Origin of the sequence: Bacillus sp. LK2 (assembly GCF_001043575.1) — a bacterium.
In the GTDB taxonomy this organism is placed as follows: Bacteria; Bacillota; Bacilli; order Bacillales; family Bacillaceae_G; genus Bacillus_A; species Bacillus_A paramycoides.
In genome coordinates, this window is sequence record NZ_LDUK01000002.1 from 210,224 (window position 1) to 236,630 (window position 26,407).

The 26,407-nt window shown below is 35.2% G+C and carries 30 protein-coding genes, 1 other RNA gene, 1 pseudogene, 1 riboswitch and 1 other annotated feature; of the genes and pseudogenes, 25 read left to right on the forward strand and 7 right to left on the reverse strand.

Annotated features, from left to right (window positions below; all coding sequences use genetic code 11):
- Positions 1–243: 243 nt before the first annotated feature.
- From VK90_RS02895 to VK90_RS02950, 13 genes are all read left to right on the forward strand, one after another.
- Complete coding sequence (locus VK90_RS02895; protein WP_175546533.1) at positions 244–621, forward strand: CidA/LrgA family holin-like protein; 378 nt, start codon at positions 244–246, stop codon at positions 619–621.
- Positions 618–1,310 carry an LrgB family protein gene (locus VK90_RS02900; RefSeq protein WP_002174165.1) on the forward strand — a complete coding sequence of 231 codons (693 nt, stop codon included), beginning with the start codon at positions 618–620 and terminating at the stop codon, positions 1,308–1,310. The genes VK90_RS02895 and VK90_RS02900 overlap by 4 nt, the downstream gene beginning before the upstream one ends.
- A gap of 94 nt (positions 1,311–1,404) precedes the next feature.
- Positions 1,405–1,638, forward strand: coding sequence for a preprotein translocase subunit SecG (gene secG / locus VK90_RS02905; RefSeq protein ID WP_002174164.1), 234 nt, complete (start codon positions 1,405–1,407; stop codon positions 1,636–1,638).
- Between the two features lie 163 nt (positions 1,639–1,801).
- The gene (locus tag VK90_RS02910; protein ID WP_165615140.1) at positions 1,802–2,542 is read left to right on the forward strand and encodes an alpha/beta hydrolase; all 741 of its coding nucleotides are present in this window, start codon (positions 1,802–1,804) and stop codon (positions 2,540–2,542) included.
- Between the two features lie 166 nt (positions 2,543–2,708).
- Entirely contained in the window at positions 2,709–5,141 is a 2,433-nt protein-coding gene (gene rnr / locus VK90_RS02915) for a ribonuclease R (protein ID WP_048370321.1), read from the forward strand.
- Between the two features lie 247 nt (positions 5,142–5,388).
- A complete protein-coding gene (gene smpB / locus VK90_RS02920; RefSeq protein WP_048370323.1) occupies positions 5,389–5,856 on the forward strand; it encodes an SsrA-binding protein in 468 nt (155 codons plus the stop codon).
- A 125-nt stretch (positions 5,857–5,981) separates the two neighbouring features.
- Positions 5,982–6,336: a transfer-messenger RNA gene (gene ssrA / locus VK90_RS27955) on the forward strand.
- A gap of 614 nt (positions 6,337–6,950) precedes the next feature.
- On the forward strand, positions 6,951–8,111 hold the full coding sequence (locus VK90_RS02925) for a DUF4046 domain-containing protein (RefSeq protein ID WP_048370325.1): 1,161 nt from the start codon (positions 6,951–6,953) through the stop codon (positions 8,109–8,111).
- Positions 8,112–8,423: 312 nt separating this feature from the next.
- Positions 8,424–9,131: a response regulator transcription factor gene (locus VK90_RS02930; protein WP_048370327.1), complete on the forward strand. Its 708-nt coding sequence runs from the start codon at positions 8,424–8,426 to the stop codon at positions 9,129–9,131.
- Positions 9,131–10,117, forward strand: coding sequence for a sensor histidine kinase (locus VK90_RS02935; RefSeq protein WP_048370329.1), 987 nt, complete (start codon positions 9,131–9,133; stop codon positions 10,115–10,117). The genes VK90_RS02930 and VK90_RS02935 overlap by 1 nt, the downstream gene beginning before the upstream one ends.
- A 132-nt stretch (positions 10,118–10,249) precedes the next feature.
- Positions 10,250–11,020 carry an ABC transporter ATP-binding protein gene (locus tag VK90_RS02940; protein WP_048370331.1) on the forward strand — a complete coding sequence of 257 codons (771 nt, stop codon included), beginning with the start codon at positions 10,250–10,252 and terminating at the stop codon, positions 11,018–11,020.
- Positions 10,995–12,941, forward strand: coding sequence for an FtsX-like permease family protein (locus VK90_RS02945; RefSeq protein ID WP_048370332.1), 1,947 nt, complete (start codon positions 10,995–10,997; stop codon positions 12,939–12,941). Before VK90_RS02940 ends, VK90_RS02945 begins: the two co-directional genes overlap by 26 nt.
- 34 nt (positions 12,942–12,975) lie before the next feature.
- Positions 12,976–13,656: a lipoprotein BA_5634 family protein gene (locus VK90_RS02950; protein WP_048370334.1), complete on the forward strand. Its 681-nt coding sequence runs from the start codon at positions 12,976–12,978 to the stop codon at positions 13,654–13,656.
- 296 nt (positions 13,657–13,952) lie between these two features.
- On the opposite strand, the gene VK90_RS02955 is transcribed toward VK90_RS02950, so the two are convergent.
- Both VK90_RS02955 and VK90_RS02960 read right to left on the reverse strand, forming a co-directional pair.
- The gene (locus VK90_RS02955) at positions 13,953–14,312 is read right to left on the reverse strand and encodes an ArsR/SmtB family transcription factor (protein ID WP_442853648.1); all 360 of its coding nucleotides are present in this window, start codon (positions 14,310–14,312) and stop codon (positions 13,953–13,955) included.
- A complete protein-coding gene (locus VK90_RS02960; protein WP_048370336.1) occupies positions 14,275–14,514 on the reverse strand; it encodes a hypothetical protein in 240 nt (79 codons plus the stop codon). The genes VK90_RS02955 and VK90_RS02960 overlap by 38 nt, the downstream gene beginning before the upstream one ends.
- 138 nt (positions 14,515–14,652) lie before the next feature.
- On the opposite strand from VK90_RS02960, the pseudogene VK90_RS30480 reads away from it, so the two are divergent.
- The 7 genes and pseudogenes from VK90_RS30480 to VK90_RS02990 form a co-directional block, all read left to right on the forward strand.
- Positions 14,653–14,937: pseudogene (locus VK90_RS30480) on the forward strand (nuclease-related domain-containing protein); the annotation flags it as partial.
- Between the two features lie 55 nt (positions 14,938–14,992).
- Positions 14,993–15,397 (forward strand): phosphate-starvation-inducible protein PsiE, encoded by a 405-nt coding sequence (gene psiE, locus VK90_RS02965; protein ID WP_048370338.1) that lies wholly within the window; start codon positions 14,993–14,995, stop codon positions 15,395–15,397.
- A 142-nt stretch (positions 15,398–15,539) separates the two neighbouring features.
- Positions 15,540–16,055: a spermidine N1-acetyltransferase gene (speG, locus tag VK90_RS02970; protein WP_048370341.1), complete on the forward strand. Its 516-nt coding sequence runs from the start codon at positions 15,540–15,542 to the stop codon at positions 16,053–16,055.
- Between the two features lie 153 nt (positions 16,056–16,208).
- On the forward strand, positions 16,209–16,415 hold the full coding sequence (locus tag VK90_RS02975; protein ID WP_048370343.1) for a DUF3955 domain-containing protein: 207 nt from the start codon (positions 16,209–16,211) through the stop codon (positions 16,413–16,415).
- Between the two features lie 33 nt (positions 16,416–16,448).
- Positions 16,449–16,928, forward strand: a complete 480-nt coding sequence (locus VK90_RS02980) for a DUF2975 domain-containing protein (protein WP_048370346.1) — start codon at positions 16,449–16,451, stop codon at positions 16,926–16,928.
- Positions 16,929–16,939: 11 nt separating this feature from the next.
- On the forward strand, positions 16,940–17,152 hold the full coding sequence (locus VK90_RS02985; protein WP_025148244.1) for a helix-turn-helix domain-containing protein: 213 nt from the start codon (positions 16,940–16,942) through the stop codon (positions 17,150–17,152).
- Positions 17,152–17,364, forward strand: a complete 213-nt coding sequence (locus tag VK90_RS02990) for a DUF3955 domain-containing protein (protein WP_048370348.1) — start codon at positions 17,152–17,154, stop codon at positions 17,362–17,364. Before VK90_RS02985 ends, VK90_RS02990 begins: the two co-directional genes overlap by 1 nt.
- Before the next feature lie 294 nt (positions 17,365–17,658).
- Here VK90_RS02990 and VK90_RS02995 read toward each other — a convergent pair whose 3' ends face one another.
- Positions 17,659–17,937 (reverse strand): hypothetical protein, encoded by a 279-nt coding sequence (locus VK90_RS02995; protein WP_002174148.1) that lies wholly within the window; start codon positions 17,935–17,937, stop codon positions 17,659–17,661.
- A 165-nt stretch (positions 17,938–18,102) separates the two neighbouring features.
- Here VK90_RS02995 and VK90_RS03000 point away from each other — a divergent pair, with 165 nt between their 5' ends.
- Positions 18,103–18,342: a DUF3947 family protein gene (locus tag VK90_RS03000; RefSeq protein WP_048370350.1), complete on the forward strand. Its 240-nt coding sequence runs from the start codon at positions 18,103–18,105 to the stop codon at positions 18,340–18,342.
- Positions 18,343–18,374: 32 nt separating this feature from the next.
- On the opposite strand, the gene crcB (VK90_RS03005) is transcribed toward VK90_RS03000, so the two are convergent.
- Together crcB (VK90_RS03005) and crcB (VK90_RS03010) are read right to left on the reverse strand one after the other, a co-directional pair.
- The gene (gene crcB / locus VK90_RS03005) at positions 18,375–18,731 is read right to left on the reverse strand and encodes a fluoride efflux transporter CrcB (RefSeq protein WP_048370352.1); all 357 of its coding nucleotides are present in this window, start codon (positions 18,729–18,731) and stop codon (positions 18,375–18,377) included.
- On the reverse strand, positions 18,728–19,132 hold the full coding sequence (crcB, locus tag VK90_RS03010; RefSeq protein WP_048370354.1) for a fluoride efflux transporter CrcB: 405 nt from the start codon (positions 19,130–19,132) through the stop codon (positions 18,728–18,730). The genes crcB (VK90_RS03005) and crcB (VK90_RS03010) overlap by 4 nt, the downstream gene beginning before the upstream one ends.
- Before the next feature lie 54 nt (positions 19,133–19,186).
- A riboswitch (Fluoride riboswitch) is annotated at positions 19,187–19,246 on the reverse strand.
- Between the two features lie 159 nt (positions 19,247–19,405).
- Here crcB (VK90_RS03010) and VK90_RS03015 point away from each other — a divergent pair.
- From VK90_RS03015 to tyrS, 4 genes are all read left to right on the forward strand, one after another.
- The gene (locus tag VK90_RS03015) at positions 19,406–20,464 is read left to right on the forward strand and encodes an endonuclease/exonuclease/phosphatase family protein (RefSeq protein WP_048370356.1); all 1,059 of its coding nucleotides are present in this window, start codon (positions 19,406–19,408) and stop codon (positions 20,462–20,464) included.
- Between the two features lie 236 nt (positions 20,465–20,700).
- Positions 20,701–21,096, forward strand: a complete 396-nt coding sequence (locus tag VK90_RS03020) for an SET domain-containing protein (protein ID WP_002174143.1) — start codon at positions 20,701–20,703, stop codon at positions 21,094–21,096.
- A 388-nt stretch (positions 21,097–21,484) separates the two neighbouring features.
- A complete protein-coding gene (gene murB / locus VK90_RS03025) occupies positions 21,485–22,399 on the forward strand; it encodes a UDP-N-acetylmuramate dehydrogenase (protein WP_048370358.1) in 915 nt (304 codons plus the stop codon).
- 100 nt (positions 22,400–22,499) lie between these two features.
- Positions 22,500–22,715, forward strand: a binding site (T-box leader).
- A 57-nt stretch (positions 22,716–22,772) separates the two neighbouring features.
- Entirely contained in the window at positions 22,773–24,032 is a 1,260-nt protein-coding gene (tyrS, locus tag VK90_RS03030) for a tyrosine--tRNA ligase (protein ID WP_048370360.1), read from the forward strand.
- A gap of 285 nt (positions 24,033–24,317) precedes the next feature.
- On the opposite strand, the gene VK90_RS03035 is transcribed toward tyrS, so the two are convergent.
- Both VK90_RS03035 and VK90_RS03040 read right to left on the reverse strand, forming a co-directional pair.
- A complete protein-coding gene (locus VK90_RS03035) occupies positions 24,318–25,496 on the reverse strand; it encodes an NAD(P)/FAD-dependent oxidoreductase (RefSeq protein ID WP_002174140.1) in 1,179 nt (392 codons plus the stop codon).
- Between the two features lie 44 nt (positions 25,497–25,540).
- Entirely contained in the window at positions 25,541–25,981 is a 441-nt protein-coding gene (locus VK90_RS03040) for a DUF1641 domain-containing protein (RefSeq protein ID WP_002174139.1), read from the reverse strand.
- Positions 25,982–26,407: the final 426 nt, after the last annotated feature.

A 26,407-nucleotide genomic window follows, 5' to 3' on the forward strand; every position in this document is an offset into this window, starting at 1 on the left:
AGACAGAATAAAAATGGAGTGAAGGGTTTTGTTTTATTGAAATAGTAACCGTTAAAATTCAGAAAATATAAACTTTATATATTAGGTCAATGTTTTTGACGTAATTTAAGTTCAGAAATGCAGTCATATCAAGGGTGTAAGCGTATAACATGACGGTTTTTTGGTGTCGATTTGATAAATTGCAGCTTTTTACAATTTATACTATGATAAAGATATTAACAGAAGATCGTATAAACATGAGGGATGATGAACATGAAATTTACAAAGATTCTTGTCCAAATTGCAGCTCTTTATGTGTTTTATATGGTTGGAAATTGGGTGCAAGAAATGTTGAATATTCCAATTCCAGGAAGTTTGATTGGGATGTTTTTTTTACTTGTTTTACTTAGCCTAAAAGTACTTCCAGTGAAATGGTTTGATTTAGGAGCAGAAACACTCGTTGCCATTATGCCGTTTTTATTAATTCCGCCAACGCTTGGCCTAATGAATTACGGTGCTTTTTTTATGAGTAAAGGAATTTCTCTTTTCATTACAGTTATAGCGAGTACGTTTTTAATTATTATTGTCGCCGGACATACAGGACAATATCTTGCGAATAGAAAGGAAAAAGAGACACAATGAGCCAAATATTAATCGGAATCGGTTGGGTTCTTTTTACGGTGCTATTATATCAATTATCTAAAAAAATCTATAAATTATTTCCAACACCATTTACCATTCCAATGCTTGTAGCAACAGGATTAATGGCTTTCTTATTTATAGTGCTTGATATACCATATCAAAATTACATGGAAAGCGGTGGTGGCTGGATTGCGAAGCTACTTGGACCAGGTGTTGTAGCATTTGCAATCCCGCTTTATAAACAACGTCATGTTTTGCAAAAATATGTTGTACCAATTGCTGGTGGTGTATTAGTAGGTACAACGGTTGCTATTGCAAGTGATTTCGCTATCGCCTCACTTATGGGAACAGATAAAAGCTTAATTTTATCTTCTTTACCAAAATCAGTGACAATGCCAGTTGCAATGAGTGTATCTGAACAAGTTGGTGGTGTCCCGTCCTTAACAGCAGCCTTCGTCGTTATCGCAGGTATTACTGGAACGATTACAGGACCAATTTTATTAAAATGGAGCCGCGTTACAAACTCGGTTGGTAAAGGGATTGGCTTTGGATGTGCTTCTCATATTATGGGTGTTATGAGAGCGATGAAGAATAATGAGCATGAAGGTGTTATTGGATCGGTAACAATGACATTAACAGCAATTTTGACATGTTTGCTCGGACCGTTATTCGCAATGATGTTTATGTAATAGAAGAAAAGCGAGAGCAATTCTATAGCTCTCGCTTTTCTATAAGATTTATGCTACATTTAAAATAACTGAATCTTTGTAGGAGGTACGCCAAGTGCATACGTTATTATCAGTTTTACTTATTATTGTATCGATCTTAATGATTGTTATGGTACTTATGCAGTCTAGTAATAGCTCAGGCCTTTCAGGCGCTATTTCAGGTGGTGCAGAGCAATTGTTTGGTAAGCAAAAGGCACGTGGAATTGAAGCGGTATTAAACCGTATTACAGTTGTTTTAGCTGTATTATTCTTCGTACTAACAATTGGTGTTACGTACTTCAATTTATAGAATTAAAAAGAAGAAGCGTTAGCTGATTTGTGCTAATGGTTCTTCTTTTTTTAATTTGTTATTCGAAAAAAGTTTCTAATTAGATTATAGAATTATAAATATGGTACACTAAGAATAGAAAAAATACGACTAGATTACAGAAGAGAAAGAGGAGAAATACATGATGAAATTAGCATCTCCAAAACCATTTACATTTGAAGGTGGAGACCGCGCTGTTTTATTATTACATGGATTTACAGGGAACTCAGCTGATGTACGTATGCTTGGACGTTTTTTAGAGAAGAAAGGCTATACTTGTCATGCACCAATTTATAAAGGGCACGGTGTACCACCAGAGCAGCTTGTTCATACAGGTCCTGAAGACTGGTGGAAAGATGTAATGAATGCCTACCAGCATTTAAAAGATCAAGGTTACGAGAAAATAGCTGCGGTTGGATTATCATTAGGCGGAGTATTTTCATTAAAACTTGCTTATACATTACCGATTTTAGGTGTTGTACCAATGTGTGCACCGATGTACATTAAGAGTGAAGAAATTATGTATCAAGGTATATTGGCATATGCACGCGAATATAAAAAACGTGAACAAAAATCACCAGAGCAAATTGAACAGGAAATGTTTGAATTTAAACAGACACCGATGAATACATTAAAAGCATTACAAGAGTTAATTCGTGACGTACGCAATAATGTTGATATGATTTATGCTCCAACATTCGTTGTACAAGCACGCCATGATGAGATGATCAATACAGATAGTGCTAACATTATTTATAACGGTGTAGAATCTACGTTAAAAGACATTAAATGGTATGAAGACTCTACGCATGTCATTACACTTGATAAAGAACGTGATGTGCTACATGAGGATGTATATAACTTCTTGGAGCAACTAGATTGGTAAGATCTAGTTGCCTCTTTTTTTCATAAGGGAATTTTTTATCCTGATTGGCGTGGGCTAATAATCAGTTGGAATGGACAAAATCCCAACTAACAAAAGTTTCACTTTATACATCCCCTATCTTTCGGATACACTAAATAATATAAGGGTTTAAAGGAGGTATTTCTACTTGGAAGAAATCATACAAGAACATATTGATAAGTTGTTATTATTTATGAGAGAAGAAGCGTATAAACCGTTAACGATACAAGAATTAGAAGCTGCATTTGGAATCGAAGGCTCTGAGGGCTTTAAAGATTTCGTAAAGGCACTTGTAATGATGGAAGAGAAGGGGCTTGTTGTTCGTACACGTAGCAACCGCTACGGTCTTCCTGAAAAGATGAATTTAGTACGCGGTAAGTTAATTGGACACGCACGTGGCTTTGCTTTCGTCGTTCCAGAGGAGAAGAAAACGGGAGACGATGATCTTTTCATCCCGCCTACAGAATTAAATGGTGCACTTCATGGTGATACAGTATTAGCGCGTGTTAGCTCGCAATCAAGTGGTTCACGTCAAGAAGGTACAATTATTCGCATTTTAGAGCGTGGAACGAAAGAACTAGTTGGTACATATACAGAATCGAAGAACTTTGGGTTTGTTATACCTGATAATAAGCGCTGGACAAGTGATATTTTCATCTTGAAAAGTGCATCTATGGGCGCTGTAGAAGGTCATAAAGTAGTTGTGAAAATTACGAGCTACCCAGAGAACCGTTTAAGTGCGGAAGGTGAAGTTATTCAAATTCTAGGTCATAAAAATGATCCAGGGGTAGATATTTTATCTGTTATTCATAAACATCATTTACCTTTAGCGTTCCCTGAAGAAGTGATGGAACACGCAAACAGTGTACCAGAAACGATTTCAGAAGAAGATTTAAAAGATCGTCGTGATTTGCGCGATCAAATGATTGTTACAATTGACGGTGCAGATGCAAAAGATTTAGATGATGCTGTTACAGTAACGAAGCTTGAGAACGGTAACTATAAGCTTGGCGTTCATATCGCGGATGTAAGTCATTACGTTCAAGAAGGTTCTCCAATTGATGTGGAAGCAGCTGAAAGAGCGACGAGTGTATATCTTGTTGACCGTGTAATCCCAATGATTCCGCATCGTTTATCTAACGGTATTTGTTCATTAAATCCGAAAGTAGATCGCCTTACATTATCGTGTGAAATGGAAATCAATAATTTAGGTGATGTTGTAAAACACGAGATTTTCCAAAGTGTTATTAAAACGACAGAGCGTATGACGTATGCGGATGTTAGAAGCATTTTAGAAGATGAGGACGAAGAGTTAATCAAACGCTATGAGCCCTTAGTACCGATGTTTAAAGAGATGGGCCAATTGGCACAAATTTTGCGTGAAAAACGTATGCGCCGCGGTGCAATCGACTTTGACTTTAAAGAAGCGAAAGTGCTAGTAGATGAAGAAGGAAAACCGACTGATGTTGTCATGCGTGATCGTTCTGTATCAGAGAAGTTAATTGAAGAGTTTATGCTTGTTGCGAACGAAACAGTAGCAGAGCATTTCCACTGGATGAACGTACCGTTTATGTACCGTGTCCATGAAGATCCGAAAGAAGATAAGCTAGAGCGTTTCTTCGAGTTTGTAACAAACTTCGGATATGCGGTAAAAGGACGTGCGAATGAAATACATCCTCGTGCATTGCAACAAATTCTTGAGATGGTTCAAGGGCAGCCTGAAGAAGTAGTAATTTCAACAGTTATGCTTCGTTCTATGAAGCAAGCACGTTACGATGCGGAAAGCTTAGGACATTTCGGTTTATCAACGGAGTTCTACACGCATTTCACATCACCAATTCGTCGTTACCCAGATACGATTGTTCATAGATTGATTCGTGAATATATCATTAACGGTAAAGTCGACAACGAAACGCAAGCGAAATGGCGTGAAAACTTACCTGAGATTGCAGAGCACTCTTCTAATATGGAACGCCGTGCTGTTGAAGCAGAGCGTGAAACAGACGAACTGAAAAAAGCAGAATATATGCTTGATAAGATCGGTGAAGAGTATGACGGTATGATTAGCTCTGTAACAAACTTTGGTTTATTCGTAGAGCTGCCAAATACAATTGAAGGTCTTGTACACGTTAGCTACTTAACGGATGATTACTACCGTTATGACGAGCAGCATTTCGCAATGATCGGAGAACGTACAGGTAACGTATTCCGCATTGGTGACGAAATTACAATTCGTGTTATTAACGTAAATAAAGACGAGCGTGCAATCGACTTTGAAATCGTTGGTATGAAAGGCACACCTCGCCGTAAATTTAAAGATCGTCCAGTTGTTATTGAACAACCAAGAACAGGTAGAAAGAAACGCGCTAGCCGTAGCGAGCGTAGTAATGAGCGCAGCGGTGAACGTGGCGGCGAACGTGGCACAGGAAGAAAGTTTGATCGTGGTGGCAAAGGAAAAGGAAGAGGATCAGCATCCGCGTCCGCTAGTCAGCCAGGGAAAAAAGATGGTAATGGTAAGAAGAAAAAAGCATTCTTCGAAAATGTACCAGGATTTAAGAAGAAAAAGAAAAAGCGTAAGTAAGAAAAGAGTGGCTTCGCTTCGATGAAAAGCGGAGCCGTTTTTCTTTTTTAGGTAGCTTGGAGGTTAGCCACTTCCGCTTTTTATGGAATCTAGCTACAGTGGCTAGAATGTTCGGCGGCTTCGCTTCTTCCCAAGAGGCAAAGAGCGCCTCAAGGTCAGAAGCTCCATCCACCTCACATTCTGAGCGAGCCACTTTCGCTTTTTGTTCACATTTGTTACAATAGTAAAAATAGAGGAGGGACGTTATATGCCAAAAGGTACAGGTAAGGTTATTGCACAAAATAAAAAAGCATTTCATGATTATTTCATCGAAGAAACATACGAAGCAGGGCTTGTCCTTCAAGGAACGGAAATTAAGTCGATTCGCGCTGGACGCGTGAACTTGAAAGATGCGTTTGCACGTATACATAATGGTGAAGTATGGGTTCATAATATGCATATTAGTACGTATGAGCAAGGGAATCGTTTCAATCACGATCCGCTACGTACAAGAAAATTACTTCTTCATAAAAAAGAAATTGATAAGTTAGCAGGAGCTGCAAAAGAAACAGGTTACGCATTAGTTCCACTTAGAATCTATTTGAAAAATGGATTTGCAAAAATGGCACTTGGTTTAGCTCGAGGTAAGAAGCAATATGATAAGCGTCACGATTTAAAAGAGAAAGAAGCAAAACGTGAAATTGCACGCGCGTTCCGTGATCGTCAAAAAATGTAATACAGATATTTACATTTGTAAAACGGCGCGCGTATGATATAATAACTTATGTAAGATTGTTGCACATTGAAAAACAGCTCTTAGTAGCTATCACGATATTTCTTCGTATGCTCCATTTCTATCATGGGGACGTTACGGATTCGACAGGGATAGTTCGAGCTTAAGTTGCGAGTCGAGGGGATCGGCCTCGTTAAAACGTCAAAGCCTATAATTGGCAAACAAAACAATCTTTCTTTAGCTGCTTAATTGCACTAAAGGTTCCTCCCTCCATCGTCCATGTGGTAGGGTAAGGGACTCAAACTAAGTGGACTACGCCGGAGTTCGCCGTCTGAGGGCGAAGGAAGAGAACAATCAGACTAGCAACTTGGAAGCCTGTCGATAGGCCGAAGAGTTCGCGAAATGCTAATATATCGACTACACTCGTAGAAGCTTAAGTGCCGATATTTTTGGACGTGGGTTCGACTCCCACCGTCTCCACCAATACATATTTGGTGGTTTTTTTATTTTGTTGTGTGATATGAACCATAAGTTTGCCGGAACGGCAAGCTTATGGTTCTTTTTGTTTGCGGCAAACATATGCTTCCAGGATTTGAAGAATATTTTTAATGTAGCTTTTAAATAAAGTCTATTTATTACCTATAAGGGGTTACTATATCATTGTTTTTATCTTTTAATTCACTCCATTTGTAAGTTTAAATTTTGATCCATGGTAGACACTCGAATATAACCAACCTTCATTCCTTTTTCTCTCCTTCTGTTCAATATTAACGTGTCCAGAAATATACAATTTTCTGGACAGATACAACAAAGTCTTGTATTAGAATTTAAAGTTTTCAGAAATATTACAAATATGTTAGCTTTTTGTCATGTTAATCAATATGAGAAAGGAAGTACCTTAGTTAAACTAGGGTTATATTAAGACAAGATAATAAGTTATGTAAAGAATGAAATTATAAAGTTCAGAATGGAATTTTTACTAATCCTCCTTGATATGAATCGAGGGGGATTATTGCTTAGAAATAAATTTGTAATTGCTGGTGATTTTTATCTAGTTTACTGTAAAAATCACTATAGAAAGAGAGAACAGGATTGTAATGGTAATAAAGATAGAAGAGATATACCAAGAGATATTGGACAGTAAAAGGAACAAATTTCCCGCAGGTACATGGAGTGATGATCGAGATAATAATCTAGCAAAACGTGTAATTAAGTATCTTATAGAAAAAGTTTTAAAGTGGGATAAAAAAGCAATTCTTAAGAGTTGGAAATCCCAATTAATTATTAAATATAAATTAGGTGGTTTACTTAGCGTTAAATATCATGATAGCCCATATGCAATGATAAATGATGTTTATCCGAATTGTTTTAAAGAATGGGAATTTCAAATGACACCTAGAAACTATTGGACAAAGGAAAAGGCATTGGGAGCATTAAAATGGACGATAGAAAAAAAAGAAAGGTTAACAGATAATAAATTATTGGAGGTTTATAACGTTCAGTGGTTATCTAATCATAATTTGAGTTCGCCTTGCCAAATTTTTTGGGGAAATAGTCCTTACATAATGATAAATGAATTATATCCAGACCATTTTAAGGAATGGGAGTTTAAAAAAACTCCTAGTCGTTTATGGACAAGAAAAAAAGCGTTGGAAGCATTAAAATGGACGATAGAGGAAAGAAAACAAATGAATAATGAGGAGATAAGAAAAAAAATTAGTGTAATTTGGTTTTCAGAAATAGGCTTAAGGACCCCATTGGAGAGATATTGGAATGATAGTCCATTTAGTATGATAAATGAGTTATATCCTGGATGTTTTAAAGAGTGGGAATTCCAGAAAACACCTAAAAACTACTGGACAAAGGAAAAGGCATTGGGAGCATTAAAATGGACGATAGAGGAAAAAGAAAAGTTAACTAATGAAGAACTTATAAAGGTCTATAGTAGAAGATGGATAATTAATCAAGGGTTAAGAACCCCATTAGATAGATTTTGGAAAAATAGTCCATATGTCATGCTACACGAGTTGTATCCAGAGAAGTTTAAAGAATGGGAATTAAATAGGGTCCCTCCTGGATTTTGGACAAAGGAGAAGGCATTAGAAGCATTGAAATGGACAATAGAGGAAAAAGAAAAATTAACAAATGAAGAACTAATAAGGGTGTATAGTAGAAGGTGGGTAATCAATCAAGGATTAAGAACCCCATTAGATAGGTTTTGGAATAAGAACCCACATGCTATGTTAAGTGAACTGTGATTTGAACCATAACTTTGCCGTTTCAGCAAGGTTATGGTTCTTTTTGTTTTGGGCGACTTTATGGTTTTCAATATAGCGTATATTAAAGGGAATCATATAAATAGGAATTAGGTAAGACAAAGTGAAAAAGCAGGAATGCTATAATTTTATATATTGTTATTTTATTTTCAGAAACATTACAAAACTGTTAGTTACTTTTTAAGTAATTCAATATGATTAATAAAATATTTTCTTTATACTAATACAAGATAAAAGTATGATTTGGATTCGTTCCAGATAATAAAAAATTCACAAATAAAGGGAGCACAATATATGCATAAAATTATGATTGTAGAAGATGATCAAAAAATTTCTAAGTTACTTCAATCTCATATCAATAAGTATGGGTATGAAGGGCTTATTACTACAGATTTTGATCATGTCTTGGAGAGGTTCAAAGATATCCAACCTGATTTAGTTTTATTAGATATAAATTTACCAAGTTTTGATGGCTATTACTGGTGTCGCCAAATTAGAACAATATCTACTTGCCCTATCATCTTTATATCAGCACGTAGTGGAGAAATGGAACAAGTTATGGCGCTTGAACATGGTGCAGATGATTATATTACCAAACCATTTCACTATGAAGTTGTAATGGCTAAAATCCGAAGTCATCTTCGACGTGTATATGGTGAGTACGCTCCAAAGGTAGAAGCAAGAATTATAGAACAATCAGGTTTAACACTTTATCCAGAAAGAATGGAATTACACTTAAATCACGCTACTTGTACACTCTCAAAAAAGGAAACGGTTTTATTGGAGATTCTTATGCAACGAGCTCCTAATATTGTAAGCCGTGAGAAAATTCTCGAAAAGCTTTGGGATGATTATACGTATGTAGACGATAATACATTAAGTGTAAATATTACGCGCGTTCGTAAAAAATTAGAAAGTATTGGAATAAAAAATGCGTTGGAAACAGTACGTGGTGCTGGATACCGTTTGAAAATAACATGGAATAATGATGAGGTATTGTGATGAAGCTATTTTTACGTGAACATGTACCTTTAATTGGTTTCTCAATTATTCAACTATTTGTCACTCTCTCGGTGTATTGGCTGGATGGGTATGATCATTTATCAACAGCTCTATACAGTGTATTTTTAGGGGTTTGTTTATTAATTGGATATCTAGCATTTCGTTATTTTAGTCACCGTAGATTGTATAACAAATTATCCACTCCTTCTAAAACGTTACATGAATCCATACAAGAGATGGATTCTGCTCCATTATCAGTAGCAATTCAGGATGTATTAGAAACGCAGTACAACTATTATCAACAACAACTGAAGACATGGGAGTATAAACAAAAAGAGCATCTCACGTTTATAAATCAGTGGGTACATCAGATGAAAACTCCTTTATCAGTTATTGAACTCATTACACAAGAAGAAGATGGGGAGAGTTTCGAAAGTATTGCGGAAGAAATAGATCGAATGAAATACGGATTAGAAATGGTTTTATATATGGAACGCCTAGAAACATTTGAACAAGATTTTTATGTAGAAAGAGTATCATTACAAGATATTGTGCAAGAAGTGGTCCGCGAAAATAAACTTCTATTTATCCGTAGTTATGTCTACCCAGAAGTGAAAGTAAATCCAAATCTAATAGTTGAAACGGACAGGAAATGGCTTCGATTTGTTATTAATCAAGTTTTATCTAATGCTATTAAGTATTCAGCAGGAAGTAGAAAGAACGTTACAATGGCTACGTTTGAAGAGGGACGTTCTATAATCCTTGAGATTCAAGATCATGGTGTAGGAATTCCAAAAGAAGACCTTCCTAGAGTGTTTCGTCCTTTTTACACAGGAGAAAACGGTCGGAAATTTAAAGAATCCACGGGTATGGGATTATATCTTGTGAAAAGTATTATAGAAAAAATGGACCATGATATTGAAATAGAGTCTGAAGTAGGAAAAGGAACAAAAATCCGTATCATATTCCCTTATGCTAGTCGTTAAAAATAATTTATTTTGATTTTTCAGAAAGGTTACAAACCTGTTAGGCAAATGAAAGGTAAATCAATATGAGAAAGGGAGTATCTTAGTTAAACTAGGGTTACATTCAAACAAGATAATAAGGGGAAAAACGATATGGACATATTAAAGGTTTGTGACCTAAGCAAAATCTATACAGGAAAGGTATCTTATGAAGCACTTTCAAATATTAATTTAAGTATCAAAAAAGGAGAGTTTGTAGGGATTATGGGGCCCTCAGGAAGTGGAAAAACAACTTTATTGAACATGGTTTCTACTATTGATTCTCCAACGTCAGGAGAGGTATTAATTAACGGAGAAAACCCGCATCAGTTATCTCCGAATGAGTTAGCATTATTTCGAAGACGTGAATTAGGGTTTGTGTTTCAAGCTTTCAACCTTCTAAATACGTTAACGGTGAAAGAGAATATCGTTCTTCCCCTAACACTAGATGGTACAAAAGTCGAGGATATGAATCATCGCGTAGAAGCCATCGCAGAGAAGTTAGGAATACAAGGCATATTAAATAAACGTACATTTGAAATATCAGGTGGACAGGCGCAGCGAACTGCAATCGCGCGTGCTCTGATCCATAAACCGAAATTACTACTAGCAGATGAGCCAACAGGAAATTTAGATTCAAAAGCGGCTAATGATGTAATGGATTTATTAAAGCGATTAAATAAGGAAGAAGAGGCAACAATGATGCTTGTCACACACGATCCAATGGCTGCAAGTTATTGTGACCGAGTTATATTCATTAAAGACGGCGAACTTTATAATGAGATTTATTGCGGGGACAATCGTGAAATGTTTTATCAAAAAATTATGGATGTACTTGCATTATTAGGAGGACGTAAGCATGACTTTTCGGCAATTCGCGTTTAATAATATCATACGTAGTAAACGAACCTATGCTGCGCACTTTCTAAGTAGTACATTTTCCGTAATGGTATTTTTCACATATGCGCTTTTACTTTTTCATCCTGGATTACAAGGAGAATTAGCTTCTACAAGTGCAACGATGAGCCAATTAGGAACAATGGGGATGAAAATCTCTCAATATCTCATTTTTATTTTTTCGTTCTTCTTCATCTTATATTCCGTGAGTTCTTTTTTGAAAACAAGAAAAAAAGAATTTGGAATTTTAATGATGCATGGGATGAGCCCTTCTCAATTGAATAAGTTAATATTTTTAGAAAATATGCTGATTGGAATCGCATCAATTACTTTCGGGATTGTAATTGGATTGATTTTCTCGAAGCTAACCCTACTACTAAGCGCAAATATATTGGCAATTGATAATGGACTTCCTTTTTACATTCCAATCAAAGCAGTCTTCATGACAGCTGGCGCATTTTTGATTTTATTTCTATTCATTTCGTTGTTTACTTCCAAAATGGTAAAAGTAAATAAGTTAATTGAATTGATGAAATCAGGGGAAAAACCGAAACCAGAGCCAAAAGCATCCAAGGGGCTAGCGTTACTTTCCCTTGTATTAATTGGATTAGGATATGGACTTGTATTCTATTTTGTAAAAGATAGAGACTTCGATATGCCTCATTATTTAGTTATGGGGGTAGGCTGTGTAGTTGTAGGAACCTATTTTTTATTTTCACAGTTAAGCGTGTATGTAATACGTGTTTTAAAGAAGAAAGACTCTGTATTTTTCAATAAAACGAACCTTCTTACGATTTCAGAATTAGCGTATCGTATGAAGGATAATGCAACCATGTTCTTTATGTTAGCAATTATCTCTGCTGTAGCCTTCACTGGAATTGGTACATGTCTAGCAATGGGAAATAGAGGGATAGCCGAGATGACCAACCCATTTGCATTTACCTATACTTCTTTCGGTGAAAATAAGCAAGAAGAAGGACACATTGCAGAGATAAAAAAACAACTGACTAATTCGAAATTTTCTTATCAAGTCGATGCGATCAGTCCAAAAATTACAGAGAATAATTACACGCTTATAAAATTAAGCGAGTATAATCGGTTTGCAAAACTCTATGGTCGTGAAACCGAAAAACTAGATAATAATCAAGAAATTATTTTAGTACCAACATCAGTTGCACAAAAAGAAAAATATGTAAGAGGTAAAGGCATTCCTTCAACACTAGATATAGTACAAGGAAACTTGGAAATGACTTTGAAAGTAAAAAAAGCGATACCATATCTAACTTTTCCTATTAAGAACAGTGCTACGATTGTGATTTCTGATTCCTTATATGATAAACTTCCGAATATTAAAACGGAAGATAATTCTATGGTAATTAATAAGATATACGGATTTTTAGTAAAAGATTTTGAAAAAACAAAAGACGTTACCAAAAAACTGGAGAAGACCATGGGGAATGAAAATATGGTGAAGTCGCATCATTCTTTTGAATTCGAATCTCTGTATTCTAATTGGATTTCTTCCAAACAAGAGAATGGTATTTTGCTTATCGTCAGTGCATTAGTAGGGATTGTATTCTTCACCTTTGCAGCAAGTCTATTATATTTCCGACTATATGCAGATTTAGAAAGAGAACAACAACAATATGAAATGATTGCAAAGGTTGGATTAAGCAGAAAAGAATTAAAGAAAATTGTAACACGTCAACTTATTTTAATGTTCTTTTTACCGATAACTTTAGCAGTTATTCATAGTGGCGTAGCTTTTATAGCTCTACAACAGCTAGTGGACTTTTCAATTTTAAAAACGTCCATTTACATTTTCGTAGCCTTTATAGCTATTCAAAGCGTATACTTTTTCACAGTCCGATGGCGTTATTTACAACAGTTATATAAAAAAATTATGTAATTTATATATGCAAAACAAAAAGGAGCACAAAAAAATGAAAAAAGTAATGAAATTATGTATGGTAGGAATCGTTTCCATTTCAATGTTAGGAGCATGTTCTTTTGGAAAAAAAGAAGAGCCAAGAAATGGTGCTTTACTCATTGGAGAAGAACAATCATTAAAAGAAATAGTAAGTCAAAATAAAAATGACATCAAATCAAGTGATTTATATAAAGTAAAGAGAGCAGAAAGTAACGGAAAACAAGTATTGATTATGAATCAAAAAACAGCAGAGGATGTTGTGAAAAAAGGGATATTAAGAGAGAGTGATAATGATAAGGATTTGAATAGCTCTGATCCTATCACATCTTTACCAACCATCCCAAAAGGAAAAGCTGTGATGTTTACCAATCCCAAAAATAAAGCTATAAATGAAATTACAGTAAACGATAAAAAGATTAATGTACAATATGAAAGCAATACTTGGTTAGGGCACGAGCGCACTTCAAATTATGAAGATATAATTTTAATTGTGGACAATGCAACATTTAAAGAAGTACCTGTAGCAGAAACAGATATGGAAATTTTACAGTTTAATAAATCCTATGGGGAAGATAAGCCATTTAACCGTGATGATGCAGAAGCTATGCAAAAAGAAACTGAATGGACAAAACTTACTAAAGGTATGGAGAAACAGGTGGATTCAATTGATTCACTTTCAATCATAAAAAAGTAAAAGTTATAATGTAACGCTGTGAAGAACCAGGATGAATATCTAAATTTATCCTGGTTTTTTTATTGTGTCTGAACTTACAATTTATATCTGGATTTTTGATAATGTAGGATTTTTTTCTTATTCAGCAATCGGGCCATATAATTGAATAACTCACTTCCAAGACTGTTGGATAATTATAGTAGGGTAGATTGTAAAGATTTGTACTAAAAGTAACGGGGCAATATAGTTGAAAAAGGACATGAAAACAAAATAAGAGAACCAATATTGTTAATAGCACAATCTCGGTTCTCTTATAACTAATTGTTGTCTTCCTCTACAAATCTTTTAAGAGCTGAAAGCTTATCCTCCCAATCATGTTTAAAAAAGGACAGCCAATTTTGTATATTCACTAATGGTTCTGGTTTAAGCATATAACGGGTTTCACGTCCTACCTTTCGACTTCTTACAATACCAGAGTCAGATAGAATATGAAGATGCTTATTCACTGCTGTACGACTTATTGAGAAATATTTTACAATTTCAGCTATTGACATTTCCCTTCCAGCTAGAATTTTTAACATCCTGCGACGGATAGGGTCTGAAATTGCTTGGAAAACATCGTGTTTATATTGGTTGACCTTATTTATTTCCGAATTCTCCAGAAAATCGATTTGCAACTGCTTGTACTTCCGCTAATTTTTCTGGTTTTAATAGACTAATCATCTTAGGGATAAACTCTTGAATATCTTCTTGTGAAAAAGTGCCTTCATCTTGTTTCCTGAAGTTTTCTGTAAGGATTTCTCTTGCTTCATCTTCCTTGCCCTCTTGAACTCTTTCTAAAATAAAACTTAAAAACTTTTCTTGTCCTTGCTTGTCCATTCTTGTTGCCTCCTAATAAAATTAAATTTATAACACCTTTTGGTTTCGTTTTTTATTATAACACCAAAAGGTGTTATGTAAAAATATTTTATTTTAGATTTTCCGAAATCGTTTAGTCGTATTCAACTAATGGGGGCTAAAGAAGAATTATTAAAGGGGAGAAAATGTGAGGAATGCTTGGCGTTGTCAATGTTAAAAGAAAAACATGGATGATGTTGCTCGAACTGTAATAGCGTGTCTAAAAATGCTCATTTGGATGCTTTACGAGAGTATGTGCTTCTGCTTGGAATGACAATTACAAATAGCGAATTAAGAGAGTTTCTTAATATACAATCCAGTTCTACGGTCAAAAGACTCCTCCATACAATGAGCTTCCCACACACCGGAAACAAAGGCAGAAAATATGATTTAACACTCCTATAATTGTAATTTTGCTATAATGAACAAGTACTTATACGAAGGGGAGTTTAAAGAGAAAATGAAATCATTTAACATCGATCATTTTATTGCGAGTGTTTTACAGTGGATATTAAATTTTGCTCTAATCATATTATCCATTGTCTTATCTATTTTTTTAATTAATGAGACAATCACATTTGTTCAATACATATTTTCAGCGAAGAAGTATACATCCTACAAACTAGTTGAAAGTATTATCGTCTACTTCTTATACTTTGAGTTTATCGCATTAATTATTAAGTATTTCAAATCGAATTATCATTTCCCGTTACGTTATTTTATTTATATTGGAATTACGGCATTAATTCGATTAATTATTGTATCTCATGATGAACCGTTTGAGACGTTATTATATGCAGGATCCATTCTTGTTTTAGTCATTGCTTTATACATATCAAATTTGAGAGATTTAAGAAAAGAGTAGTAGTGCAGGCATAAGTTTGCACTACTTTTTTACGTCTTGACCTTCAAGTAACTTGAAGGTTTACAATGTAATTAGGGCGTTTGAAATCGAAAAAAATAGAGAAATTAAGTGAAGAGGTTTCTTTTATTTGGAGGTTATAGGAATGAATCAGGAATTGAAGTTACGTCCATTAGAACGAGAAGATTTAAAGTTTGTACACGAACTTAATAATAACGCACATATTATGTCTTATTGGTTTGAAGAACCGTATGAGGCATTTGTGGAGCTGCAGGATTTATATGATAAACATATACATGATCAAAGTGAGCGCCGGTTTATCGTTGAGAAAGATAATGAGATGGTTGGATTGGTCGAATTAGTAGAAATTGATTATATTCACCGTAGAACTGAATTCCAAATTATTATTAATCCTAATTATCAAGGACACGGTTATGCAGCTGATGCAACGCGTTTAGCGATGGATTACGCTTTTTCTGTATTAAATATGCATAAGATATATTTAGTTGTCGATAAAGAGAATGAAAAGGCTGTACATGTGTATAAAAAGGTTGGATTTATGGTGGAAGGTGAGTTACAAGACGAGTTTTTCGTTGATGGCACTTACCATAATGCGATAAGAATGTGTATGTTCCAAAAGGCATATTTAGAAGCAAAATGATTGAGTGATAAGGCTATAGACAGTGATTTGTCTATAGTCTTTTTATTATGTTAAACAACAACTATTTATCGTAAAACGATAAATAGTTGTTGACTTATAATGTGGTTGGATTTATTATGATGGTAGCAAGCATAGTGAAAAGGAGAGTATATTATGAAAAGTAAATATTTGGTATCTATAACTTTAATGATTTTAGGGGTTACTTGTTTAACAATTCATGTGACAACTAGTAAAGTAGCAGCAAATGGTTTGCTTGTAGAACCATTCTTGTTTCTAGTACCAATAAGTTATTTACTGTTCTTTAGTGGTATTGGTGTGTCGCTATTTGGAATTATTACTTCAAAGTTGAAAAAACAGTAATAGATACACACTGTTAGTTCAGGAGGTTATTTTGTGAAACAAAAAGAATTGTCATTATGGCTAAAGTTGATTATCGTACTTTGTGGATGTTTTGGTTTATTGTTCTGTATATATATTGGGCCAGAAACGGGAAGAGCGGTATTGTTAGCTTCAGAAAGTTTGAAGGGACTATATGAGCCATTTGTAACATTCATTTGGATCACGGGGATTCCATTTTTCAGCGCTTTATTTTTAGGATGGAAAATATGTTCAGACATTGGTTCAGACAAAGCCTTTACTGTAAAAAATGCGAATAGATTAAAGATAATTAGCATCTTATCAATGACTGAAGGTGTTATATATATTGGAGCATTATTATATATTTTCATAGCGGGAAGTTATCATACGAGCATTTTAGTTATTCTGTTACTTATTTTGTTCTTCTCGGTCGTTATATCTATTTTTACTTCCTTACTTTCTCATTTAGTTAGAAAAGCAAGTGAAATAAAAGATGATAATGACTTAACGATTTGAGGTGTTCTGTTATGGCGATTGTAGTAAATCTCGATGTAATGTTAGCGAAAAGAAAAATGAGCGTGACAGAGCTATCTGAGAAATTAGGAATTACAATGGCGAATGTCTCGATATTAAAAAATGGAAAAGCAAAAGCAATTAAATTCTCAAGTTTAGAGAAAATATGTGAAGTTTTAGAGTGTCAGCCAGGTGATATTTTAGAGTATGAAAAGGAGAAATTATGATGAAGAAAAAGTATTTATTAGCGTCTAGTCCGATATTTTTAGGAGTGTTATGTATAATTATGTTTAATATAATTGGTTCGGAAGTGAAGCCGGATGGAACTTTAGTGGAACCATTTTTCTTAATTCCATTAGCTTATTTACTTGCTTTAATTGGAATTATTACGATTTTGTTCGTAGCTATTTTCTCGATGTTTAGAAAAAAACAGGTATAATTTTATCCCGCATTAACGGGCAGTAAGACTCCCACCTCAAAATTCGGCTGTAAAGCAAAGGAGTTAGGTGGGAGATCAACTGTCCGTAAAAGCCCGATTGGTTCAACTAATAATCAGTAGGGGATGAACAAAACCCCCACTGATTAAAGTTTCACTTTATCACGCATTAATGGGCAGCCCGATTGATGAGGGCTAATAATCAGTGGGGATGAACAAAAATCCCACTGATTAAATTTTCACTTTATATGTAATTGAAAAGACCGTATTTTTACGGTCTTTTATGTTTTATTTACTTTAGTATGGAGTAGGAAGCGGGGATCCTGGTGGTCTCCACCAAGATTCAACGGTTTTCCAAGCGGTATTATAATCGTAACCTCTTCCAAGTAAGTAGCCGATAGCAACAGCTTCGGTTAATGCGTGTTGATAGCCGAGATGAGCAGCTTCACGTAATCCGTGAGAAACAGCAGGACCAATTATAGTGATTGTTTGGTGTTTTAGTGGATTCTGGGGATGCCAATGTTGATCTCGATAATAGTCATCTTGAGTAAAAGGTTGTTGTTCGTAGAAACTCATATTCTCACTCCTTTTCATATATTGGTGGGCATTTATATACTCTATGAAGGTGTTTTATGTATGGGTTGGGCTAAAAACATGTTTTATGTAAATTTAAAACACTCACATCGTATGTAAACATAACATGTAAAAGGAATTTACTCTGTATATAAAGTGAGCTGAATAATGATGAACCATTATTTTTACACTGGAAGACAAGCAGGGCCGGCTATTACACTGGCCGGGGCACAGGAGACAATTCAAGCAGTACATCAGGCTATTCAAATGCAACAACAAGCACAGATAGAGCAAATGATGCAGAGTCAGTATATGCCGTATACACAGTATCCGATGCATATTGTACATTATAATGTGTATCCAGCCGGTTTATTTTCAATTCCTTATGGTGCAACATACTTTTTATGAAAGAAAGCGACTGATAAGAGTCGCTTTCTTTTTTATATTCCGCCTAACTTCATCCCAAGGAATGCGAATGTAATACCGATTATATAAGTAGCACTTAAATATAGAAATAGTATGCCGAATTTTTTATGATTGAAAAGCTGAACGGACTCTAATTTAAATGTTGAAAATGTAGTGAAGGCGCCCATGAATCCTGTGCCTAATAATAATTGCCAACTTGTAGTTATCCCTTTGCCAATTATATATCCGAGTAAAAATGCTCCCATTATATTAATGAGAAATGTAGCAATTGGAAATGAAGTTTTGTTTCTTTCTTTAAACCAATTGCTAATCGCAAATCGTGTGATGGCACCGAAGAATCCGCCGATGGCTACTAATAAAGTACTAATCATGATTTTCCACCTTCCCCAAGGCGTTTTTGTAGTGAAAGGTTGCCAAGTTTATAGCCGAGTCCAGACATAATTAGACCACCTAGCATGCTGCATAATACATATAAAAAGGCGATACCTAACTCAGAATGATTGATTAGTTTTACAGTTTCGACGCTAAATGTTGAAAACGTCGTAAATGAACCGATAAAGCCGGTTCCAATCCCGGTGATAACTTCGGAAGGTAAGATGTTGAGCCGAGCGATATAAGTGGTCAACCAAGCTAGTAAGAAACAGCCAATTAAGTTAATCGTTAATGTAGCGAATGGTAATGAATGATGCCAAAACATATCGATAGTAAGGCCTAAATAATAACGGGAAAGGGCTCCTAATATACCAGCTATGCCAACAATAATATATATCAATTTCTTCACCTCTCTAATAGTTTACTCAAAAAAAATAGACTCCTACCAGTGTACATACTGGTAGGAGTCATTAGCTATGCAGCGGTTATGGCGAACTCCATCGCCTATAAGTTCTATTTATAGTTTACTAAATATTATTTTGGATTGCCAATAAATATGTTAATGTTAAGTTTTTCTTATGGTAAAATATCTCTTGTGTTTTTAATGTACTTTCGTTTAACTAAAAATACAGAAAAGTAAAATATTATTTCGTGAATAAAGGAGCCATATGTTTTGAAGAAATTTTTAAAGATAGTATTAATATTTATTTTGATAGTGGCTGGCATTCTAGGTGGTTTTTTAGCGTATATGACACTTACAAAAGAGCGGCCGGCGGACGTTATAGACGTAAAGGTTGAAAATAATAAAGAGCGAGTATTACAGTCAGGAAATGAATTTAAAGTTACAACATTTAATATTGGATATGCTGGATTAGATAAGGATCAAGATTTCTTTATGGACGGGGGAAAAGGTTCGGGTTCGAGTAGTAAGGAGCAAACCGAGACTAATTTAAAAAATATACTTTCGTTTTTACAAAGTGAGAATAGTGATTTTACATTGTTACAAGAAGTTGATAAAAAATCTCTTCGCTCATTTGATATAAATGAGCATGAATTTTTGAAACAAGGATTATCAGATTATGCTACAACGTTTGGGAAGAATTATGATACAAAGTGGGTTCCTGTCCCGGTCACAAAGCCGATGGGATATGCTGAGGGAGGACTAAGTACATTTTCTAAATACACAGTTCAAAAAACAACGCGATTCCAACTGCCAGGAATGGAGCCTTGGCCGAAGCGTTTATTCGATTTAGATCGGGCAATTGTCGAACATAAAATCCCAGTTAATAATGGTAAGTATGTTAGGCTCGTAAACGTACATTTATCTGCTTATGATGAAGGCGGAAAAATTAGAAAGCAACAAGTAGAATATTTAAAAGAATATATGAACAAGTGTTATCAAAATGGTGATTACGTAATATTAGGTGGAGATTGGAACCAGTTACTTTCTAATGTCCAATTAAGTGATCCTAAGTTTGTAAAAGAGCGTCCTGAATGGTTAGTAGAATTGCCAAAAGACTTTGCGGACGGAGGATTTCAATGGGCTGTAGACCCTTCTGTTATGACGGTAAGGGATGATGTGAAGAAATATGTGGAAGGTGAAAATTTCGTCACTATTATTGATGGTTTTATCGTTTCGCCTAATGTCGAAATTGTAAATGTACAAGGCAAAGATTTAAAGTTTGAAAATAGTGATCATAACCCAGTAAGTGCAGTATTTAAACTGAAGTAATCGAAACGTATAAGTGTAGGAACAGAGTAGCATAAAGGATGTTACATATGGTTATCAGCAAGTGGAGTCGTTAGAAAATATTTTAGAAAAACAATTTCACTTTAAAAGAGCACAAATGATGTGCTCTTTTTCATTTAAACGAATACTTGGTAGGAATTTAATTGCTTTTCTCTTCGTTTTCTGCCAAGCTTAAGGAGATAAAATACTTCAAAGAAAGAATTATATAGGTGACGAATATGATTGAAGTTAAGACTTCTGAACTTAGTGATGGAGAATTTAATAGAGGTGTATTTGCAACTCGTGATATTAAAAAGGGTGAGTTGATACACGCAGCACCAGTTATTTCTTATCCGAATGAACAGCATGAACATATTGAGAAAACGTTACTTGCTGACTACGCATTTGAGTATGGGATAAATCATACGGCAATCCTTTTAGGATACGGCATGTTATTTAATCATTCATATACGCCGAATGCAACGTATGATATTGTCTTTGAGAATCATACGTTTAACTTCTTCGCTTATAAAGATATAAAAGCGGGAGAAGAGATTCTAATCAATTATAATGGTGAAGTTGATGACAATGAGCTGTTATGGTTTGATAAGGAAAAAGAAGAGAACGAAAAATAAATTAAAGAGTATAAGAAGGGCACATTCTGTGGGATGTGCTCTTTTTTTATTGATGAAAATAAAGTAAAAATTACAAAAAAATACCACTTTTCTTTCATGTGGTATAGTAAGATACTGAAGGATAGTGCTTTGAAAAACCTATATATTTTACAAATTATTGTCTATATGGTTACATGTCAAGTTTAGTAGTCCATTTGGGTTGCTTTATTATGCGATATATATTTTAATATGAGTGGCACCTCTTATAATTTAAGAGGTTTATAGGTGTGTTTTATGTACACTTTATCTACCACTTGAGCTTTTTAATTGCAGTACGTTTTTTATGTGGGGATATTATGGGCCCGTAGATAGCGGGATAAAAAGATTATAGAAATAGAGGAATCGTAAAATGAATATGCAAGAGGTTTATAAATATTTAAGTACAGTATTGCCTGAAGGTCATGTGAAGCAAGATGAAATGTTAAAGAATCATACGCATATTAAAGTAGGAGGAAAAGCGGATGTGTTCGTTGCTCCTACGAATTATGATGAAATTCAAGAAGTTATAAAGTATGCAAATCAATACAATATTCCAGTTACGTTTTTAGGAAATGGCTCTAATGTTATTATTAAAGATGGCGGTCTTCGCGGGATTACAGTAAGTTTAATTCATATTACAAATGTTACTGTAACAGGGACAACAATTGTTGCGCAATGTGGTGCAGCGATTATTGATGTATCACGAATTGCATTAGACCACCGCTTAACAGGACTTGAGTTTGCTTGTGGTATTCCAGGTTCAGTTGGCGGGGCGCTATATATGAATGCTGGTGCGTATGGCGGTGAAGTAGCATTTGTATTGACAGAAGCTGTCGTAATGACGGGTGATGGAGACTTACGTACTTTAACGAAAGATGAATTTGGATTTGGATATCGTAAGAGTGTGTTTGCGAACAATCATTACATTATTCTTGAAGCGAAGTTTGAACTTGAAGAAGGTGTGCGTGAAGAGATTAAAGAAAAAATGGATGATTTAACGTTTAAGCGTGAATCAAAACAACCGTTAGAGTATCCTTCATGTGGTAGTGTATTTAAGCGTCCACCAAATAACTTTGCTGGCAAGCTTATTCAGGAATCAGGATTGCAAGGTAAGCGAATTGGCGGTGTAGAGGTTTCTTTAAAACACGCTGGATTTATGGTGAATGTGGATAACGGAACTGCACAAGATTATATCGATCTAATTCATTTCGTACAAAAAACAGTTGAAGAGAAATTCGGTGTGAAATTAGAGAGAGAAGTAAGGATTATTGGAGAAGATATATAATAATCTTTGAACTAAAAACGTATGAACTATTTTAAAATAACATTTGGGTATTGTTGACAATTTGTTTTTAATTGAATATAATGGCTAATAATTTAACATATGAAATACGTTGAAAGAGCCCAGTAGCAGTTTGTCACTGTTATCGAGAGAGCTAGGGGTTGCTGGAACCTAGCACAAACAAACTTGTGAATTACACTCTGGAGTATCTTAGGTAATGCTAAGCGGAGTAGCAATCGATATTATTGCTAAGAGTGGTATGAATAGCTATGCTATTTATGCAAGCTGGGTGGTAACACGGTGAATAATCGTCCCTATGTCTATCGTAGACATAGGGACTTTTTTGTTTTTAAAAAAATAAAGGGGATGGCAAGAGATGAATATTATTGATGAATTAGAATGGCGCGGTGCTGTTAATCAACAGACGGATGAAGAAGGATTACGTAAGCTAGTAGAAGAGAAAGAGATTTCGTTATACTGTGGGGTAGATCCGACCGGTGATAGTATGCATATCGGACATTTGATTCCTTTTATGATGATGAAAAGATTTCAATTAGCTGGACATCATCCGGTTATTTTAATTGGTGGGGCAACAGGAACAATTGGTGATCCGAGTGGCCGTCAATCAGAGCGTCAACTGCAAACTTTAGAAGTGGTGCAGCATAACGTAGATGCGTTAACAGCGCAAATGAAAAAGCTATTTGATTTCGGCGGGAATAGCGAAGTGAAGATGGTAAATAACTACGACTGGACACATGAAATAAACATTATCGAGTTTTTACGTGATTACGGCAAAAACTTTAGTATCAATAGCATGTTAGCGAAGGACATTGTAGCAAGTCGTTTAGATACAGGAATTTCTTTCACAGAATTTACGTACCAAATCTTGCAAGCGATGGACTTCCATCATTTATACACAAAAGAAGATGTTCAATTACAAATTGGCGGTAGTGACCAATGGGGAAATATTACGAGCGGTTTAGATTTAATTCGTAAGTTAGAAGGTCATGAAGCGAAAGTATTCGGATTAACGATTCCGTTATTATTGAAATCAGATGGTACGAAATTTGGTAAATCGGCAGGTGGTGCAGTTTGGCTCGATCCTGAAAAAACAACACCGTTTGAATTTTACCAGTTTTGGGTGAATACAGATGACCGTGACGTAATTAAATACTTGAAATACTTTACGTTCTTAACGAAAGAGCGCATTGATGAATTGGCAGTGAAGGTAGAAACAGAACCACATAAACGTGAGGCGCAAAAAGTATTAGCGGAAGAAATGTCGAAATTCGTTCACGGAGAAGAGGCATTTTTACAAGCTGTGAAAATTACATCGGCATTATTTAGCGGAGATATTAAATCGTTAACAGCTGATGAAATTGAACAAGGATTTAAAGAGATGCCGACATTCCAATCTTCAAAAGAGACAAAAAATGTTGTAGAGTGGCTAGTTGATTTAGGAATTGAACCATCTAGAAGACAAGCACGTGAGGATATTAATAATGGTGCTATATCTATGAACGGTGAAAAAGTAACGGATGTCAGCACGGATGTTACTGTAGAAAATTCTTTTGATGGAAGATTTATTATTATTCGTAAAGGGAAGAAGAACTACAGCTTAGTGAAGCTAGGGTAATGGGGAAGTGCGGTAGTGAATGAAATTATATCGGCGATTTTTCGAATATATCGACCGCAACTCTAAATATATCAGCGATTTTCATGATATATCGATTTAACAACAAAAAATGACAATAGGAGACTGATCCAAAATAATTTTTGGATTAGCTTTCTTATGAAAAGTCAGTATATTTAGATAAATTTAAAGGTAATACCATTTTTTTGCCGAATAAAATTAAGTAGAGAAAATTACGGATAAAAATAGCCCGAACCATGCAGGGCATGATTCGGGCTTATATTCAGATTAGTAAGCTAAGCTGAATAGACCTTTAATGTGTGATAAGTAACGAACGTTACTTGCTTCTTTCATTAATGATGCTGGTAAACCTTTAAGTGGAGTATTGCTTGCTCCAATTGTAGCAACAGCATCTTTACGTCCTAGACTTGCAAGTGTTCCAGAGTTTACAGGTGCGAACTCTTCGAATGCTTTGCCTTCTAGTGCTGCGTATAAGTTGTATCCAATTAACTCACCCATTTGCCAAGCGATTTGTGCAGTTGGTGGGTATGGACGACCGTCTGGAGAGAAGACAACAGCGCTGTCTCCAGCAACGAATACGTCTTTGTGAGAAGTAGATTGTAGGTATGCATCAACTGTTGCACGACCACGGTTTACTTCAAGACCTGATTCACCGATTAATGGGTTACCTTGTACGCCGCCTGTCCAAACGAATGTGTTAGCAACTAGTTTTTGACCGTCTTTTAAGTCGATTTCATTGCCAGCAACGTTTGTTACAGGAAGACCTGTTAAGAATGTAACGCCGCGTGCTTCTAAGCTAGTAGTTGCACGTTCGATTAAGTGGTCTGGTAATACTGGAAGGATTTTTGGACCTGCTTCAACAAGAAGAAGTTTAACTTCTTTTGGATTTACGCCGTGGCTTTTTGCAAGTTTAGGCATAATGTCAGCAAGCTCACCAACTAGCTCAACGCCAGTTAATCCGCCACCACCGATTACGATTGTAGCATCAGCTTCGTTTTTCGTTTTAGCGTATTCACGAATACGGTCTTCAACGTGTTTGTAGATTTTGTTTGCATCAGCAGCAGATTTTAATACCATGCTGTTTTCTTCTAGTCCTGGAATACCGAAGTAAGCAGTTTTACTTCCTAAAGCAACTACAAGTGCATCGTAAGATAAAGTAGTGCCACCAGCTAGTTTGATTTCTTTGCTATCAACTGAGAATGACTCAACTGTTGCAATTTTAAGATCGATGTCTTTGCCTTTGAAAAGCTTTGTAAGTGGCATTGCAACTGCTTGCTCAGCAACGTTACCAGCTGCAAGGCGGTGTAGTTCAGTGATGATTTGGTGTGTTGGGTATTGGTTAATCACTGTAACTTGTGCTTCTGATTTGCTGTAATATTTACGTACGTTTAAAGCGGCAAGAAGACCGCCATAACCAGCGCCTAAGATGACAATTTGTTTTGACATAGTATGATATCCCCCGTCTTTACTAATTGTTGTTATAAGTTAAATTATTTATTATTACGTTCTGCACTAACTTGAAGATATGCGTTTACAAAGCGGAACATTTTTTGTGCTTGTGGGTCTTTTAATAATTTTAATAGACCGAACAGGCCGATAACTTCGCTGCTTTCATCAGCGCGATCTTTCGCTTCGATAGCAGTTGCAGCCATGCTTTTCACTGTATCTTTTACAGGTTCTACAATCTCTTGGATTGCGCTAACAGTGTCGCTTTTTAATACTTCGTCAGTAGCAACAGTTTGAGCGAAGTCATAAGACTTAGTTAAAATGTTAACAAGCTCAGTTAATTTTGGAAGCTGCTCCACTAGTGTTGTTAATGATTCTTGTACCTCAGGTTTTAACAACTGATCAAGTACATCAAGTTGTCCTTGGCTAGCAGAAATTTGTACAGTTTCTTGTTCTGGCTTTGTTTGAGTCATAGTTTCTGGCATCTCCAATTCTCCTTTACGATAGCAATACTCTTATTTTTTTGGAATTAATATCCCTGGCATAGGTAAGGACAGAAAAAGTTTGCGAAACTTTATACAAAGTTTCACAAAACACAATAAAATGCCTTTAAATTTATGATGGCAAATAAGCCGAAATCATAAATCTAAAACCATAATGTCTTACCTATTATCTATGAACTGTCCGATACATGGCTTGTCCGCATAATGGAAAGTTCCCTTATCGGAAAGTGTATATAATATATAACCTATATTATATACTATATACACGTATGTTAACATAAAAATGATTCCTAATTATTTGATATTGAGTCCGTAACCTAGTACTGACAAGGCATGAAAGCGCATAAATTATTTTGTCTAGGTTAGAAATGTACATATATATGTAGAAAAAAAGGAAAAAAAGAACAA